Origin of the sequence: Nocardia anocheti (assembly GCF_029675105.1) — a bacterium.
Taxonomy (GTDB): domain Bacteria; phylum Actinomycetota; class Actinomycetes; order Mycobacteriales; family Mycobacteriaceae; genus Nocardia.
Genome location: NZ_JAQQFV010000003.1, coordinates 178,526 through 194,941, shown reverse-complemented (window position 1 = coordinate 194,941; position 16,416 = coordinate 178,526). Strand labels below are relative to the sequence as shown.

General features: G+C 70.4%; 17 protein-coding genes. 6 read left to right on the top strand and 11 right to left on the bottom strand.

The genetic code is table 11. The features are described from left to right. The first annotated feature begins 74 nt into the window (after positions 1-74). On the top strand, positions 75-1,277 hold the full coding sequence (locus QC180_RS08500) for an alpha/beta fold hydrolase (protein WP_278262083.1): 1,203 nt from the start codon (positions 75-77) through the stop codon (positions 1,275-1,277). Positions 1,278-1,314: 37 nt separating this feature from the next. On the opposite strand, the gene QC180_RS08495 is transcribed toward QC180_RS08500, so the two are convergent. The 5 genes from QC180_RS08495 to QC180_RS08475 form a co-directional block, all read right to left on the bottom strand. Next, positions 1,315-2,805, bottom strand: coding sequence for a DUF4246 domain-containing protein (locus QC180_RS08495; protein ID WP_278262082.1), 1,491 nt, complete (start codon positions 2,803-2,805; stop codon positions 1,315-1,317). Positions 2,806-2,891: 86 nt separating this feature from the next. After that, positions 2,892-4,073 carry an NAD(P)/FAD-dependent oxidoreductase gene (locus tag QC180_RS08490; protein ID WP_278262081.1) on the bottom strand — a complete coding sequence of 394 codons (1,182 nt, stop codon included), beginning with the start codon at positions 4,071-4,073 and terminating at the stop codon, positions 2,892-2,894. Continuing rightward, complete coding sequence (locus tag QC180_RS08485; RefSeq protein ID WP_278262080.1) at positions 4,070-4,252, bottom strand: rubredoxin; 183 nt, start codon at positions 4,250-4,252, stop codon at positions 4,070-4,072. The genes QC180_RS08490 and QC180_RS08485 overlap by 4 nt, the downstream gene beginning before the upstream one ends. Then, a complete protein-coding gene (locus QC180_RS08480; RefSeq protein WP_278262562.1) occupies positions 4,249-4,425 on the bottom strand; it encodes a rubredoxin in 177 nt (58 codons plus the stop codon). The genes QC180_RS08485 and QC180_RS08480 overlap by 4 nt, the downstream gene beginning before the upstream one ends. Further along, the gene (locus QC180_RS08475; protein ID WP_278262079.1) at positions 4,422-5,648 is read right to left on the bottom strand and encodes an alkane 1-monooxygenase; all 1,227 of its coding nucleotides are present in this window, start codon (positions 5,646-5,648) and stop codon (positions 4,422-4,424) included. Before QC180_RS08475 ends, QC180_RS08480 begins: the two co-directional genes overlap by 4 nt. A gap of 149 nt (positions 5,649-5,797) precedes the next feature. Between QC180_RS08475 and QC180_RS08470 the strand changes: the two genes are divergently transcribed. Beyond that, positions 5,798-6,400 carry a TetR/AcrR family transcriptional regulator gene (locus tag QC180_RS08470; protein WP_278262078.1) on the top strand — a complete coding sequence of 201 codons (603 nt, stop codon included), beginning with the start codon at positions 5,798-5,800 and terminating at the stop codon, positions 6,398-6,400. A 9-nt stretch (positions 6,401-6,409) separates the two neighbouring features. Here the strand turns inward: QC180_RS08470 and QC180_RS08465 are convergent, their stop codons facing one another. Further along, the gene (locus tag QC180_RS08465) at positions 6,410-6,979 is read right to left on the bottom strand and encodes a cutinase family protein (protein ID WP_278262077.1); all 570 of its coding nucleotides are present in this window, start codon (positions 6,977-6,979) and stop codon (positions 6,410-6,412) included. Positions 6,980-7,255: 276 nt separating this feature from the next. Further along, positions 7,256-7,468 (bottom strand): hypothetical protein, encoded by a 213-nt coding sequence (locus QC180_RS08460; RefSeq protein WP_278262076.1) that lies wholly within the window; start codon positions 7,466-7,468, stop codon positions 7,256-7,258. Positions 7,469-7,562: 94 nt separating this feature from the next. Here QC180_RS08460 and QC180_RS08455 point away from each other — a divergent pair, with 94 nt between their 5' ends. Further along, positions 7,563-9,260 (top strand): FAD-binding dehydrogenase, encoded by a 1,698-nt coding sequence (locus QC180_RS08455; protein WP_278262075.1) that lies wholly within the window; start codon positions 7,563-7,565, stop codon positions 9,258-9,260. A gap of 1 nt (position 9,261) precedes the next feature. Here the strand turns inward: QC180_RS08455 and QC180_RS08450 are convergent, their stop codons facing one another. The 3 genes from QC180_RS08450 to QC180_RS08440 form a co-directional block, all read right to left on the bottom strand. After that, positions 9,262-10,098: an IclR family transcriptional regulator gene (locus tag QC180_RS08450; protein WP_278262074.1), complete on the bottom strand. Its 837-nt coding sequence runs from the start codon at positions 10,096-10,098 to the stop codon at positions 9,262-9,264. 82 nt (positions 10,099-10,180) lie between these two features. After that, positions 10,181-11,131, bottom strand: a complete 951-nt coding sequence (locus QC180_RS08445; protein ID WP_278262073.1) for a LysR family transcriptional regulator — start codon at positions 11,129-11,131, stop codon at positions 10,181-10,183. A gap of 36 nt (positions 11,132-11,167) precedes the next feature. Then, positions 11,168-11,752, bottom strand: a complete 585-nt coding sequence (locus QC180_RS08440; RefSeq protein WP_278262072.1) for a YdcF family protein — start codon at positions 11,750-11,752, stop codon at positions 11,168-11,170. Between the two features lie 118 nt (positions 11,753-11,870). On the opposite strand from QC180_RS08440, the gene QC180_RS08435 reads away from it, so the two are divergent. After that, a complete protein-coding gene (locus tag QC180_RS08435; RefSeq protein WP_278262071.1) occupies positions 11,871-12,878 on the top strand; it encodes a YeiH family protein in 1,008 nt (335 codons plus the stop codon). 45 nt (positions 12,879-12,923) lie between these two features. Here QC180_RS08435 and QC180_RS08430 read toward each other — a convergent pair whose 3' ends face one another. Then, complete coding sequence (locus tag QC180_RS08430) at positions 12,924-14,585, bottom strand: 2-isopropylmalate synthase (protein ID WP_278262561.1); 1,662 nt, start codon at positions 14,583-14,585, stop codon at positions 12,924-12,926. Between the two features lie 262 nt (positions 14,586-14,847). Between QC180_RS08430 and QC180_RS08425 the strand changes: the two genes are divergently transcribed. Next, entirely contained in the window at positions 14,848-15,519 is a 672-nt protein-coding gene (locus QC180_RS08425) for a FadR/GntR family transcriptional regulator (RefSeq protein WP_278262070.1), read from the top strand. Beyond that, entirely contained in the window at positions 15,516-16,301 is a 786-nt protein-coding gene (locus tag QC180_RS08420; protein WP_278262069.1) for an ABC transporter ATP-binding protein, read from the top strand. The genes QC180_RS08425 and QC180_RS08420 overlap by 4 nt, the downstream gene beginning before the upstream one ends. The last annotated feature ends 115 nt before the right edge of the window (positions 16,302-16,416 follow it).

Sequence of the window (16,416 nt, the reverse complement as noted above, 5' to 3'; positions counted from 1 at the left end):
CACTGCCGTGCCTGTCCCCGGTGGGCCGCGCCAGGTAGCCTCGGCGGCGAGCTACTCGATGTGGGGGATGAGTCATGCGTGAGCACAACGAGTTCCGGCCCAGGGACATCGTCCGACCCGATGCCGTTCTGCGGGGCGAGGAGGTCGGTGACGGGCCGACGATCCTGCTGCTGCACGCGGGCGGGGAACGGCGTGGGGTGTGGCGGCCGGTCGTCGACCGTCTCGTCGCGGACGGGCTGCGCTGCGTGGCGTTCGATCAGCGCGGGCACGGTGACAGCGACGGCACCCTGGACGCGCTCGCGCCGTGCGCGGCCGATGTCGCCGCGCTGGTGGACGCCGAGCCCGGCTGTGTGATCGTCGGCGCGTCGCTGGGTGGGCTCGCCGCCGTGGCGGCGCTGGCCGAGCCGCGCACCCGCGCAAAAGTCGCGGGCCTGGTGCTGGTGGACGTCGTCCCCGGCCTCGACCCCGACCGGGTTCGTGATTTCCTCGGCGCGGGCGGCTTGCTCGACCGCTATCGGGAGTTCGTGGAGGACACGCTGACCCAGGCGCCGCGACTACGGCAGATCACCGCCGGTCTCGACCTGCCGATCCTGCTGGTCCGCGGCGATCAGGGCTCCGCGGTCACCGATGACGACGCCGCCGACCTGCTCGCCCTGGCTCCCCACGCCACCGTCGCCCACGTTCCCGGAGCCGGTCACCTCGTCGCGCGCGACCAGCCCGCGTCCCTGGCCCGCGTCCTCGCCGACACCACCTCGACCTGGCCGATCCTGGCGCTGCTGCGTGACCTCGGCGCCGCCCTCATCGACCACCCCGGCGGCGACCTGCTCGACCACCTCCGCCGCGTCCGCGATCTGGTCACCGCCCTGGGCGGCAGTCCCCGGGCCCGCCTCGCCGCCTTGGCCCACGCCACCTACGGCACCGACAGCTATCCGCACCCACTACTCCCCCTGGACCAGCGCCCGCGCCTGCGCACCGCCGTCGGCGCGTCCGCCGAATCCCTCGTCTACCACTACGGCGCCTGCGACCGCGCCGCCACATACCCACACCTCGGCGAATCGGCCCTGCCGATCACCGACCGCTTCACCGGCGAGATCACGCCCTACTCCGGCACCGATCTCACCGACTTCGCCGTGCTCACCATCGCCAACGAACTGGACGTCCTCCAGCACGCCGCCCTCGCTCCCGAGGCCGCACGTTCCCTCCGCACCCTCATCGACCGGTGCGCCGCCTACCTCCCGGACTCCGCCGCCCGGACTCTCGACAGCCTCCTCCCCTGATCCGTCGGGCGGCCACGCGGTCGGCCGCTGTGCCGAATCAGTGTTCGCAGAGGGAGAATTCGCGTTCGTAGAGCTCTTCGTTGTGTTCGTCGACGAAGTAGGTGCGTTCCTTCATGAGTTCCTCGCGGTACCGCTCGGCCTCGGCGCGGGTCATGGTGGAGGTCGGGGACCCGGGCTGCTGGGGTGGGATGTCGGCGGTGGAGGTGATCGTGACGGAGGGGTCGATCAGGAAGAAGGCGAGGATCTTGCGGTGGCCGGGGCGGGTGGGGTCGGCCAGCTGGAAGGGGGCGACGCGGTGCTGGAGGACGTTGGGGAAGGCCAGACAGCGGCCGGGGCTCGTCTCGACCGCGCCGAGGTACTGGTTGAGCTGGTCCTCGTCGGCCAGGCCGTAGACGTCGCGCATGCCGGAGGAATCGTTCTGCTCGTAGCGCGGATCGTCCACGGCCGCACGGAAACCGAGCTGGCTGTCGGTGATGTTGTCCGAGTCCCAGTAGTAGATGCCGGTGGAGACGATGCGCTCGTTCATCATGCCCTCGACATGCCAGGACCCACCGGGGTACGCGGGCTTGTCCGGGGTCAGCTGAATGGTGGCGAGTTTGACGATGACCTGCAGGCGGCGGCCGCGCAGGTCCACACGGGTCTCGTCGGTGATCGGTTGGGGCGCCCGGTATTCCGGGGCGTCGGGCACGACCGGGCGACGGTTACGCCACCAGTCGTCGCTGGCCTCCTCGTAGGCTTCCCAGTCCTCGTCGCTGGCCTCGTCGTCGGGTTCGACCGGCTCGTCGGTGTACCAGTTGTAGGGGTCGGCTTCGATGCGTAGCGGCCGCGGATGGCGCAGATCCGTGAGGACGTTCTCGAACAACGGGCGCATCCGCGCGAACAGCACCGGCAGTACCGCCGCCAGGTCGCGGTGGGCCGCCGGGTCGACATTGTTGACGTAGGAGACGAACTCGACCCCACCGTCGGCGTCGACCGCCACATCGGTGGGCAGCCACTGGAACCGCTCCGACAGCGCGGAGCGCGCCAGACCACGCTCGGTGGTCGGCCACGGCGCGTCGGCGGGCAGGCTCACCCCCCGCACGTAACAGAACAGCGAGGGGTGAACCAGATCCAGCACCTGACCGTCGGAGCCGGGATGCCAGTCGCGCTCGGCCTCGGGCACCTCTTCCAGCGGCCGCACCGCCTCGGCCAGGCGGGCACGCAGCTCGTCCTCGATCAGCGAGTCCGAATGCCACACACCGTCGATCCCGGACACCTCGATCCCGGTGCGCTCGTCCCGCCGTGCGGCGTAGTACGCCAATTCGTCCAGGACATAGCGGATCTGGGCGTCGGTGAGGCCCTGCTCGGCCGCCTCGCGCGTCCACTTGTCCACGATCGTCGGGTCGTCGCGCTTGACGAACCAGCGCGGCTTCGCACGCAGGGCGGCGCTGAGCCGCGTCATCTGCACCTCCCGCAGTGTCCGCACGGGTGCGACCGCACGCTTGTAGGCGAGGAAGAAGGGCAGCGGGAACGCAGACAGGTCGGTCATTCTCTCGGATCTCTCACGGAACTCTGGCGGTGCCGAGGATAGTTCAGCCCCGCCGGGCTCCGCGGATCACCGAGAAGCGGTGAGGCTCACCGCGCGTGGACGAGCTCGGCCGACCACGGATCACCGGCCGCGATGAGCGCCCGCGCGGCCCGCAGCTCGCGCGGGCGGGCCATGGCGACCGCACCGACCGGAACCCCGTCACGCAGCGCCACCGCGAGGAAGTCGCGCGCGGCGAGATCACCGTCGACCACCAGTTCGTCGTGCGGGTGCATCCATCCGGCGAACTGCATCGACACCCCGTACTGGTCCGTCCAGCCCCAGGGGATCTCGGCGGGTGCCACGGGCAGGCCGAGGATGGCCCTGGCCGCCGCGGCACCGTCGGACAGCGCGGCGTTCCAGTGCTGCGCGCGCTCGAAGCCACCGCGATGCGGGTGGAAGCCGCTGGCCACGTCACCGGCGGCGAACACTCCCGGCGCGGACGTGCGGTGGTGCTGGTCGACGACGATGCCGTCGTTCACCGCGATCCCCGCCGCCTCGGCCAGCGCCGTGTCGGGCACCGAACCGATGGCGATCAGCGCGGCGGCGGCGGTGAAGGTGCGGCCGTCCGCGATCGTGGCGGTGACGCCCTCCCCGCCTTCGGCGAGTTCAGCTGTCCTGACGGCGTTCTCGATGATCACCCCGTGGTCGCGATGCAGCGCGCGCACCGTTTCCGAGACCGCCGCCGGGACGATCCGGTCGAGCAGGGCCGGGCCCGCCTCGAGCAGCGTCACCCGGGCGCCCAGCCCGCGTGCGGTCGCGGCGACCTCGCACCCGATCAGGCCGCCGCCGAGCACGAGCAGCGAGCCACCCGCGTCGATATCGGACTGCAAGGCCGTGACATCGGCCCTGGTGCGCAGCGTGTGCACCCGCGCCGACCCGGTCTCGAGGGTGCGGGCGCGGGCGCCGGTCGCGAGCAGCAGGCTGTCGTAACCGAGCAGTTCGCCGGTGCGCAGGCGCACGGTCGCCCGCTCGGTATCCACGGACTCCACCCGCATGGCCGGACGCAGGTCGATGGCATGGTCGGCCCAGAACTTCACCGGCTCGAGCAGGACACGATCGAAGGAGGCAGTGGCGGCCAGCAGTTCCTTGGACACCGCGGGTCGCCGGTAGGGCAGGTCCGGTTCGGCGCCGAGCAGCACGATCTCGCCGGAATAGCCCTCGCGGCGCAGGGCCTGGGCCGCGGTGGCACCGGCGACACCGGTGCCCACGATGACGACGCGCCCGCTCATCCTCGGCTCACCTCCCGCATGTCGAAGTCGGCCTTGGCCGCCCCGCAGTCGGGGCACGACCAGTCGTCGGGGATGTCGTCCCAGCGGGTGCCGGGCTCGATACCGTCCTCGGGCCAGCCCAGCGCCTCGTCGTACTCGAAACCGCACTGCACGCACTGGTAGAGCTTGTAGTCGTTCATCGGGAGGCCTCTTCTCTCGGTTCGAAGTCGAGCTTCTCGCGGACACCGCAGTCGGGGCAGCACCAGTCGTCGGGAATCGACTCCCAGGCGGTGCCGGGCGCGAAACCCTCACGGGGAGCGCCGATCCGCTCGTCGTAGACGTAATCGCAGACGGGGCAGACGTAGGACATCAGGCCGCTCCGTACTTCGCCAGAACCCGCTCGCGCTGCGTGGGCTGGATGTTCACGCGGGTGATGTCGCCCTGGTAGTGCGCCAGGACGCGGTGGTCCATCACCTTGCGCCACAGCGGGGTCAGGTAGGCCAGGCCGATCAGGCTGGCATAGCCGCTGGGCAGCTCGGGGGCGCCGTCCATGTGCCGCAGGGTCTGGTAGCGGCGGGTGGGGTTGGCGTGATGGTCGCTGTGGCGCTGCAGGTGGTAGAGGAAGATGTTGGTGACGATGTGGTCGGAGTTCCAGCTGTGCTCGGGGGTGCAGCGCTCGTAGCGGCCCGAGGCCGTCTTCTGCCGCAGCAGCCCGTAGTGCTCGAGGTAGTTCACCGTCTCGAGCAGGGAGAATCCGTAGATGGCCTGGATCAGCAGGAACGGCAGGATCGACGGACCGAACACCGCGACCAGCCCACCCCACAGCACCACCGACATGAACCAGGCGTTGAGCACGTCGTTGCGCGGGGAGAACACGCTGACACCCAGGCGCTGCATACGGGTGCGCTCGAGCTCCCAGGCGGAGGTCAGGCTGCCCCACACACTGCGCGGCAGGAAACCCCAGAAGGATTCGCCGAACCGGGCGCTGGCCGGGTCCTCCGGCGTGGCGACGCGCACGTGGTGGCCGCGGTTGTGCTCGATGTAGAAGTGGCCGTAGAAGGTCTGGGCCAGGGTGATCTTGGACAGCCAGCGCTCGAGTTCGTCCTTCTTGTGGCCGAGTTCGTGCGCGGTGTTGATGCCGACCCCGCCCATGGCGCCGATGGTGAACGCCAGGCCGATCTTGGAGGCGAGCCCGAGGCCGCCGTCGATGCCGAGCCAGGACAGATCGCTCGCGGTCCACAGGTAGCAGGCGAACACGAGGCTGATCATCTGCAGCGGGATGTAGGCGTAGGTGCAGTAGCGGTAGTACCGGTCGTTCTCCAGTCGCGCCATCACCTCCTCGGGCGGATTCTCGCCGTCGGGGCCGAAGAACCGGTCCAGGGTCGGCAGCAGCACGTAGAGCAGGATCGGCCCGAGCCACCACCACACGGGGGCGACCGCCTGCCAGCCGAGCGCGTTGAAGGCCGCGACGAAGCCGGTCGCGAGCAGCGCGGCGCTGGGGGCGACCAGGCCGAACAGCCAGAGGTAGCGCTTGGGGTCACGCCAGTGCGGGGGCGCGGTCGATGCGTCGTGGTCACCGATACGAGATGTCGTCATTGCCATTCTCCTGATCACCGAGACCCCGGACAGATCACCATCCGAAGTCGCCTTCGTTTACAACATAGCGCGTTGTGTTCCGAATGAATACACAAATGGCAATATCGTCAACGAACGTGTCGAATGAACGGCACATGTATGCTGCGGAGGTGGCCGAATCGCCGAACTTTCACGCCGAAATGCGTCAGCTGCTGCGCGATCGCATGCTCGACGCCGCCCGCACGATGGTCATCACCGAGGGCTGGGGATCGGTGAACATGTCCCGGGTGGCCAAGGAGGTCGGCATCAGCCGACCGGTGCTGTACAAGGAGATCGGCACCAAACAGGCGCTCGCCGAGGCGCTCATCGAGCGCGAGACCGGGATCTACCTGGCCGGAATCGCCGAGACACTGGCGACCCATCCCGGCGAGCCGATCGCGGGAATGAGCGCGGCCGCGGAGTACACGCTGCGGACCGCGGGCGACAACACCCTGATCAAGGCCGTGCTGTCGGCCCGCCAGGACGCCGACACCGCCCTGCTGCCCGCGCTGGTCAGCGATCCGGAGCCGGTGCTCGGTCGCGCGGTCGCCGCGCTCACCGCCACCGTGCGCGAGCAGTACCGCTTCGACGACCTCGACGACGACGAGCTCACCGGCATCGTCGAGATCATGGTGCGGCTGACATTGAGTCATCTGTTCCAGCCGACGGGCAGCGTCGATCGCGCGGTCGCGCAGATCGGCGCTGTCCTGGCCGGGGTGATGCCCGCCGTCTGAACGGCGGACTCACAGCCGCGCGTTCACCTGCCCGGTGGCCGCGCCGAAGGCCCAGCCGTAGGCACCGTGCGCGGCCGGGAAGATCCCACCCGCGCACACCGGATCGCCCGCGGCGCAATAGTTCGCCGTGCGGTCGGCGTACAGCGGCGCGACACCGGCACCCACCAGCCGCAGCGGATCACCGAAGAGCAGCACCGCGACCACCCGCGAGGAGAGTTCCGGCGGCAGCACGTACATGCCCGGCAGCAGCATCATCGCGCCCGAGCCCAACACCCCGTGGGTCACCGCGGCGCCCTGCGAATAGCCGACCAGGACGAAGCGCTGGTCGGGGCAGGCCGCGGCCTGGGCCATCACATGCCCGGTCATCGCCCGGGTGCCGTCGCTGACCGAGGAGGGAACCAGCAGGTCGGCGGGATATTCGACGCGATGGGCGGTCGTGTCGACCGGTAGCTGCGCGCTCAGGACCGCGTAGAGCGGGTCACCGATGACCGCTCCCAGATAGCCCGGCTCGTTGGTGCCACGGGCGACGACGACATCGATGCTCGCGCAGTTCTGCGCCATCGCTGTCGTCTGGGACATCGCCGTCCCGATCCCTGCGGCCAGTAGCACCACCGCCAGCGCTCGCGCTGTCCGTCCTACGCCGATTCGAAGTACCTTCCGGTTGGTCATCGTGCCCACCCACTCACGCCGTTGTGAGAAATAGAGAAATGAGCGATCACCTTCCGCCACAGGGGCATTCGGTGCGCTCAGGGTGGGAATACCCGCTGACCCGCATCGACATGGCACGGAGTCGGCATCCCTTGTGCCACGATCGAGTCTCGGAATCGCCTGTGGCGCAACACCACAGGCACGGAATCAGTGCTTCTTGGGCTTCTTCTTGTACTTGGGCTTGTCGTGGTCGGGCTCCCACTCGTAACCGGCGACGCCGCGTTCGCAGTAGGAGTCGGCGACCAGGACGTCGCCCTGATCCCGCTCGCACCAGCGGGTCTTCGAGCAGGAGGTGGCGCCGAGCCCCGCCAGGACGGCGAGTGTGAGCACGGCGGCGCCGGTGCGGGTACGGACCTTCATGGAATCATGCCTTTCTTCGATGAAACATCGCTGGTCAGGGCATTTTCCAGGACTTCTCCCCTACCCCCGACCCACCAATGCTACGTTCCAGGGCATGTCGAGCACAGCGCCTGATCCGCTAGCAGATTTCACTCCCGACGCGATTGTCGTCGGCGCCGGGCTCGCGGGCCTGGTCGCCACCCACGAGCTCGTCCTGGCCGGACGCAAGGTGCTGGTGCTCGACCAGGAGAATCGCGCCAATCTCGGCGGGCAGGCGTTCTGGTCGCTGGGTGGACTGTTCTTCGTCGACAGCCCCGAACAGCGTCGGCTGGGAATCAAGGACTCCTACGAACTGGCCCTGCAGGACTGGCTGGGTTCGGCGGGCTTCGACCGCGAGGACGAGGACCGGATGGCCCGGCAGTGGGCGCAGGCGTATGTGCGCTTCGCCACCGACGAGAAGCGGGATTACCTGCACGCCTTGGGTTTACGGGTCACGCCCCTGGTCGGCTGGGCCGAGCGGGGTGGCGGGCTGGCCGACGGACACGGCAATTCCGTGCCGCGCTTCCATCTCACCTGGGGTACCGGGCCGGAGGTGCTGCGGGTGTTCCTCGAACCGGTGCTCGTCGGTGAGACGAAAGGGCTGGTGCGCTTCGCCTTCCGGCATCGGGTCGACGAACTGGTCGTCACCGACGGCGCCGTCACCGGGGTGCGCGGCAGCGTCCTGGCCGACAGCAACACCGAGCGCGGCGTCGCTTCCAACCGGGATGTGGTGGGCGAGTTCGACTTCCACGCGCCCGCCGTGCTGGTCAGCTCGGGCGGGATCGGCCACGCGCACGATCTCATCCGCCGCAACTGGCCCACCGAGCGGCTGGGCCCGTGCCCGGAGACGATGATCTCCGGTGTGCCCGCCTATGTGGACGGCCGGATGCTCGGGATCTCCGAGGCGGCGGGGGCGGCGCTGGTCAACCGGGACCGGATGTGGCATTACACCGAGGGCATCAACAACTGGGACCCGGTCTGGCCCGACCACGCCATCCGGATCATTCCCGGTCCGTCTTCGCTGTGGTTCGACGCCGACGGAATCCGCATGCCCGCACCGTGTTTCCCCGGTTTCGACACCAACGAGACCATGCGCCGCATCCTGTCGACCGGACACGACTACTCCTGGTTCGTGCTCAACCAGACGATCATCGAGAAGGAGTTCGCACTGTCGGGGTCGGAGCAGAATCCCGATATCACCGGCAAGGACCTCAAGCTCACGCTGCGCAGCCGGGTCGCCAAGGGCGCGCCGGGCCCGGTGGAGGCGTTCAAGCAGCACGGCGTGGACTTCGTCGTCGCCGACACGCTCGCCGAGCTGGTCGACGGGATGAACGCGATCGCGCGCGGTCCGCGGCTCGACGCCGCCGATCTGGAGCGTCAGATCGTCGCGCGGGACCGGGAGGTGCGCAATCCCTACACCAAGGACGCGCAGATGGCCGCGATCCACAACGCCCGCAAGTACTTCGGTGACAAGGCGGGCCGGGTGGCCAAGCCGCATCGGATTCTCGATCCGGCGGCGGGCCCGCTGATCGCGGTGCGGCTCAATGTCCTCACCCGCAAGACACTCGGTGGTCTGCAGACCGGCCTCGATTCGCAGGTGCTGCGGCCCGACGGTTCGGCGTTCCCCGGTCTCTACGCCGCGGGCGAGGTGGCCGGATTCGGTGGCGGTGGCGTCCACGGGTACAACGCGCTCGAGGGCACGTTCCTCGGCGGGTGCATCTTCTCCGGCCGGGCGGCCGGGCGCGCGATCGCGCAGCGGGTGCCGCGCGGCTGAGTCAGGGCAGGGGGCGGCCGTGCCGGGGCGCGAGGGTGCGGGCCGCCTCCTTGGCGACCTCGGCCAGCGCCCGCGCCAGGCGTGCGGTGTCGAGGGCGCTGCGGTCACCGTGGACAGTGCCCGACAGCGAGATCGCCGCCACGGCCACGCCCCGGCCGCGGATCGGCACCGCCACGCAGCCCACGCCGGGCAGGGATTCCTCGGTGTCCACGGCCACGCCCTGACGGTTGCGGATGCGGGTCAGCTCACGATGCAGTTCGGCACGGTCGACAATGGTGCGCGCGGTCCTCGGCACGGTGTTGCCGCGCAGCGAGGCCTCGGCGATTCCGGGTTCCAGTGTCGCCAGCAACGCCTTGCCGACCGCCGTACAGTGCGCGGGCAGTCGACCGCCCACCCGAGTCGGGATGGCGACACGACTGCGTCCACCGGAACGGTCGAGGAACAGCACCTCGCGACCGTCAAGCACGGCCAGGTGTCCGATCAATCCGGTGCGCTGGCTCAGCTCGTAGAGCAGAGGCCCGACCACTTCCCGCAGCTCGTTCTGTTCGGCGGCCAGCCCGCCGAGTTCGAGCACGCGCAGGCCGAGCCGATAGCCGCCGGGGGTGTGGGCGAGCCAGCGCAGGCGGATCATCTGATCGAGGATGCGGTGCACGGTCGAGCGCGGCAGACCCGTGCGTTCGGCCAGGCCCAGCAGGGTGAGGGTGGGGGTGGTGGCGTCGAACGCGTCGAGGATGAGCGTCATCCGCTCGATCATCGACGTCGGCGGTGTCCCGGTCGCGCGGCCCGATCCGGTCCACAGGTCCTCCGGCGCCGGTTCGGTCACGATCTCGACCGTCATTGATCCAACCTCCACAGTGCGTAGCGCTATCAGACTAGAGCCGTCGGCTCCGCTTCTGCACCATTTCGCTGTACCGACCGGTTCACCTCGGTGATTCGGACCTTTCCGGCGCGGTGGATCGGGCCGATTCCAGACGCGCGGCCCGGTCGACGAGCAGTTCGGCCGGACCCGACGGCGGGGTGTTGCGGCGCCAGATCGCCCGGAACTTGCGCGTCAGCCGGGCGCTGTCGGGCGAGGGGATCTCGATCAGCGCGCCCGTGTCCAGATCGTGCGCGGCGATCAGCCTGCTCAGTACCGCCGGTGCCATGCCGGTGCGGGCGGCGGCCACGATGGCGGCCGCCGAGCCCAGTTCGGCGGCGGGCCCGGCCGGTGCGCCCGCGGTGCTGAGCAGATCCCAGACGGTGTCGCGGGTGCCGGAGCCCGGCTCGCGCCACAGCAGCGCGGTGCCCGCGAGTTCGGTCAGCGTGACGGGCGTGGTCCGGCGCGCCCAGGGGTGCTCGGGCGCCACGACGACGACCAGGTCGTCGGCGCCGAGGATGCGGCTGCCCAACCCAGCGGGTGGGTGCGGCCCCTCCACGAAGCCCAGGTCGGCGGCACCGTCGCGGACCAGGGCCGCGACCTGGGTGGAGTTCTCCACCTCGAGCGCGATGACCACCTCGGGGTGATCGGCCCGCAGGGCGGCCAGCCAGTGCGGAATGCGATGGTCGGCAATGGTTTTCGAGGCGGCGATGCGCAGGCGGGGAGCCTGTTCGGCGCGGAGCCTGCCGAGGTCGTCGAGCAGATCGCCGACGGCGGCCAGCACGGTGCGCGCGTGTGCGACGACCGACTCGCCCGCGTCGGTGAGCGCCGAGCCGGTCGGGCCCCGGTCGAGCAGCTTGACCCGCAGGCGGCGTTCCAGCGCGCTGATCCGCATGCTCGCGGCGGGCTGGCTGATGCCGTGGCGGCGGGCGGCGGCGCCCAGGCTGCCCAGTTCGGCGACCGTCACCAGGAGGTCGAGCACCTCGAGGTCGGGGGTTCCGGGCGGCAGGGTCATGCGCCGATTATGGGTGACGCCGCCGCGCGCGCCGCATCAGGCGCCGGTACGGCGCCGGATGCCCTTGGCGACGCCGTAGAGGGCGATGAGCGGTTTCAGCGGCATCCACTCGCCGAACCGGTAGTCGCGCCCGCGCACCAGCCGCGCCGCCAGTTCGGGGCTCTGCTCGATGAGGTAGCGGCGGGCGGTCTCGGCGTGGGTGGGCAGGGAGACGATCTTGATCCGGTCGACGTCCTTCACCAGCGGCAGCGCGAAAGCGATGTTCTCCCAGGTAGATCGGCTGGCGTCGTCGAGGGCGAGTTCGCCGCGATAGCCCCGGCCCTCGGTCGCGTAGCGGGCCATCAGCACGGCCTCGCTCACCGGCCCGGCGCAGGCGCCGCCGCACAGGACCAGGCGGGATTCGGGGGCGGCGGGGTCGAGGGAGCGCAGTCCGGCGCGGACCCGCCAGCGGTTCATGGCATTGGCGCGGGGACCGGTGTCGCGGTAGCCGAGCACGACCACGGCTTCGGTGCCCGCGGGTACCTCGCCCACGAAGCGACGCGAGGCGCGCCAGTTGGCCCATTCGCCCCAGAGCATCAGTCCGATTCCGGCGCCGAGGGTCAGCCGGGTCGCTCTCCGCACCGTTCCAGGAAAGCACACCCGGCCGGGTCGGCGCGCCCGCGAAGACATAAGCCGACCTTATGCTCACCTCCGAAGGTGGTCTCTACCTCGGGATCTTCCGAGCGGCGAAGGTGAAGGGGTGAATCGCGCACGGACTCTCGCTCCCGGTCTGACCCTCGCCGCCCTGCTGGCCGCCGTGGCCACGCCGGTGGGCTCGGCACTGCCCATGGTCGGCGCGCCGGTGCTGGCCCTGGGTGCCGGTGCGGTGGCGGGGATGGCGCTGCGGCGCACGCGCGGAGCGGAGGCCGTGGTCGATCCGGGGCTCGACGTGGCGCGACAGCGGCTGCTCGGGGTGGCGATCGTGTTGCTCGGTCTCGGACTGCCCGTGGGCTCGGTGCTCAGTGTCGGGCGCGAGACCGCGATCGTGCTGATCGGCACGCTGGTGGTGGGCGCGGTGGCCGCCTTCGTGGTGGGGCGGATGCTGGCCGTCGACCGCGAGTCGGCGACCCTGGTGGCGGTGGGCACCACCATCTGCGGCGCGTCGGCCATCGCCGCGGCCACGGCGGTGATGCGGCCGGATCGGCAGCGCGTGGCGTACGCGCTGGGCACCATCTTCGTCTTCAATGTGGCGGCGGTGCTGATCTATCCGCCGCTGGGTCGCGCGCTGGGGATGTCCCAGGAGGCGTTCGGGCTGTGGGCGGGGACGGCGATCAACGACACGTCCTCGGTGCTGGCGGCGGGGGTCGTGTTCGGCGCGGGCGCGGCGCATTTCGCGGTGATCGTGAAGCTGGTGCGCAGTCTGGCCATCGTGCCGCTGTGTCTGGGCCTGCATCTGGGCCGTCGGCGACTGGCGGCGGAGACCGGCGCGCCGGAAGGCTCGCTGCGACAGGCGTTCCCGCTGTTCGTCGTGCTGTTCCTCGCCGCCAGTCTCGTCGCGGGTCTCGGCATCCTGCCGCCCGCCGTGACCCATCCGCTCGGCGCGGTCAGCGGGTGGCTCATCGCGGTCGTACTGGCCGCGATCGGTACCTCGCTGAGCGTTGAGCGGCTGCGGACCGCCGGGGTGCGCCCGCTGCTGCTGGGTGGGCTGCTCGGCCTGGTCCTCGGCCTGTCGAGCCTGGCCCTGATGTACGTCACCGGCTGGTGGTGACCGGAGGCCGGGGCGCTCGCGCGGGCGAGCGCCCCGACAGCACCGCTAGACCGTCGCGTTGACGGCGTTCATGACCGCCGCCAGGCAGGCGGCGACCACCGAGGTGTCGCGACCGAAGGCCCATCCCGTGCGGGTGGGCGTGCGGTATTCGAGGTAGCTCGCGGCGGAGGCGGCGGCGCCCTCGTCGAGGGAGTGCTGGGTCACGCCCAGGATCTCGACGGGGTGCCCCACCGCGGTGAGCGCGGCGGTCAGGGCCTCGACGGGACCGACACCGTGGTGGACCGAGGACAGTTCGGCACCGTCGATGTCGAGGGTGATCTCGGTGCGCTCGCCGGTGATCCGCCACTGCCGCAGGGTGATTCGCGGATCGCGGGCCGTGTACGACTCCTCGAAGAGGGTGAAAAGTTCCTTCGCGGTGATCTCGGCGCCGGTGTCGTCTGTGTGCATCTGGACGCGCCGGGCGAGGTCGATCTGCAGGCGACGCGGCAACTCCAGGCCGTAGCCCGCGTGCAGCAGGTAGGCGATGCCGCCCTTGCCGGACTGGGAGTTCACCCTGATGACCGCGTCGTAGGAACGGCCGATATCGGCGGGGTCGATCGGCAGGTACGGCACCTGCCACGGCAGTTCACGTTCCGGGCGGTTCGCGGCGGTGGCGCGGGCCCGGTGTTCGGCCATGCCCTTGCGGATCGCGTCCTGATGGGTGCCGGAGAACGCGGTGTGCACGAGATCGCCGACGTACGGGTGTCGTTCGTGCACCGGCAGGCGGGTGCAGTGTTCGACGGTGCGGCGGATCTCGTCGATGTCGGAGAAGTCGATCATCGGGTCTACACCTTGGGCGTGCAGGTTCAGGGCCAGGGTGGCGATGTCGACATTGCCGGTGCGTTCGCCGTTGCCGAACACACAGCCCTCCACCCGCTGCGCGCCCGCCAGCACGGCCAGTTCGGCACACGCGATACCGGTCCCCCGGTCGTTGTGCGGATGCACCGACAGGATGACCCCGTCGCGCCGGGCCAGATTCCGATGCATGTACTCGATCTGGTCGGCGTAGATGTTCGGCGTGGCGGCCTCCACCGTGGCGGGCAGGTTCAGCGTCACGGGACGTTCCGGCCGCGCCTGCCACAGTGCGGTGACCGCGTCACAGATCTCCAGCGCGAAGTCGGGTTCGGTCAGGTTGAAGACCTCCGGGGAGAACTGGAAACGCACATTCGGCCAGGCGCCCGCGAGTTCCAGCACGTCGCGGGCCCCGGCGAGGATCAGCTCGCGCAGTTGCGCGCGGTCCTTGCCGAGGACGACCTCGCGCCAGACCGGCGCGGTGGCGGTATAGAGGTGGATCACCACCTCGTTGGTGATCCCGCGCACCGATTCCACGGTGCGTTCGATGAGGTCGCGCCGGGCGGGGGTGAACACCACGATGGTGACATCCGGCGGTGCGATGTCCGTGTCGGCCAGCAGTCGCACGAAGTCGAAATCGGTCTGCGAGGCCGAGGGATAGCCGACCTCGATCTCCTTGTAGCCCATGGCGACCAGCAGCTCGAAGAACCGGCGTTTGCGGGCCGGGTCCATCGGTTCGGCCAGCGCCTGGTTGCCGTCGCGCAGGTCGACGGGCACCCACAGCGGCGCCTCGGTGATCCGCGCCGCGGGCCAGTCCCGTTGTCCGGCGGGGACTTCCACGCGCTGGTGGATGTCGCGGTAGCGGTGCGAGGGCATGGCCGAACCGCGTTGGCGATTCCACGCGTGCGGTCCGACGGCGCCGACGGGGGTGGAGAGGGTGGGGAAGGTGTTCATGACAGCTGCTCTGCTTCCTGGCCACGGGGGCCACGAGACGACGGCGACCGGCCACGACTGAGCCCCACGGCGGGGCGGCCGGTCGGTCAGGCCCCGCCGTGGCGGCCGAGGAGCAGCAGCACGGAGTTGGTCATGATGGGTACACTTCTACCACAACTCCTCAGACAAGTAGAGAGGTATTCGAGTGGTAGCGCAGGTACGGCGTCAGCCGCTGGCCGCTCAGGCGGCCGAACTCCTGCTCGCGCGGATCCGCGCGGGCGAATGGCCGCTGGGTCATCGATTACCCGGGGAGACGCTGCTCGCGGCCCAGCTCGGGGTCGGGCGCTCGACGCTGCGCGAGGCGATCCGCGAGCTCGCGGGCAAGGGGGTGCTCGACAGCAGGCAGGGCGCGGGCGTGTTCGTCACCGCGCTCGATGTGAGCGAGGAGTGGGATGTCGTGCTGCGCGGGGCGACCATCGCCGCGGTGATCGAGGCGCGCATCGCCATCGAGGCAGAGGCCGCCGCCCTGGCCGCGCAGCGCCGCACCCCGGCCGACGTGCGGGCCATCCGCCGGGCCCTGGCCGGACGACGAGCCGAGGGTCAGAGCGTGGCCGAGCACGTCGACGCCGACATGGCCTTCCACCGGGCGGTGATCGTGGCCGCCCACAACACCGTGCTCACCCAGCTGTTCGACAGCTTCCTGCCCCGGCTGCGCCTAGCCATGATCGACATGCTCGCCCTGCGCCCGGTCGCCTCCGAGCAGGCCGACCACGCCGCCCACGAGCAGCTCGCCCAGGCGGTCGCCGACCGGAATCCCACGGCCGCGGCCGAATTCAGCCGCGCCCATCTCACCGCCCTGAAGGAGGCATTCGCATGACCGGCGTCCCCGTGATCGAACTGGACGAGGTGACCTTCCGCCGCGACGGCAAGAAGATCATCGAAGGCATCTCGCTGACGGTCCGCGCCGGGGAGCACTGGGCGCTGCTCGGACCCAACGGCGCGGGCAAGAGCACACTGCTCGGGTTCTGCGGTGCGGTCACCTTCCCCACCACCGGTGTCGTGCGGGTGCTCGGCGAGCGGTTCGGCCGGGTGGAGCTGGCCCGGCTGCGGCGCTCGATCGGGCACGTGAACCCGCGCCATGTCCTGCAGCACCCGCTGACGGTGCGCGAGGTCGTCCTCACCGGCATCACCGGCACCATCGACCTCCCGATGCGCTGGGCGCCCACGCCCGACGATCTCGCGCGGACCGACGCGATCATCGACACGCTCGGCCTGTCCGGCAAGGCCGAGGATCGCTGGCCGACCCTGTCGCAGGGCGAGCGCGGCCGGGCACTCATCGCCCGCGCCCTGATCAGCGATCCGAAAGTGCTGCTGCTCGACGAGCCGTCCACCGGTCTCGACCTGGCCGCGCGCGAACAGCTGCTCAGCACCGTCGACACCCTCGACCGCACCCATCCCGAGGTCGCCTCGATCCTGGTCACCCACCATCTCGAGGAACTGCCGAGCAGCACCACCCACGCCCTGCTCATCGCCGACGGACACACCGTCGCCGCCGGTCCGGCGCGGGACGTGATCACCACCGAGCACGTCTCCACCGCCTTCGCCCACCCCATCGAGGTGCGCTGGGACGAGGGCCGCTGGAGCGCGCGAGCCCGCTGACGCCCGGTGCGGGCGCGTTAGGATCGCAGGACATCACATTGTTCGAATCGAGCAGGAGGATGTCATGCGAATCGTGCACCGGATCGCCGCCACCGCGGGCGTGGCCGCAGCGCTC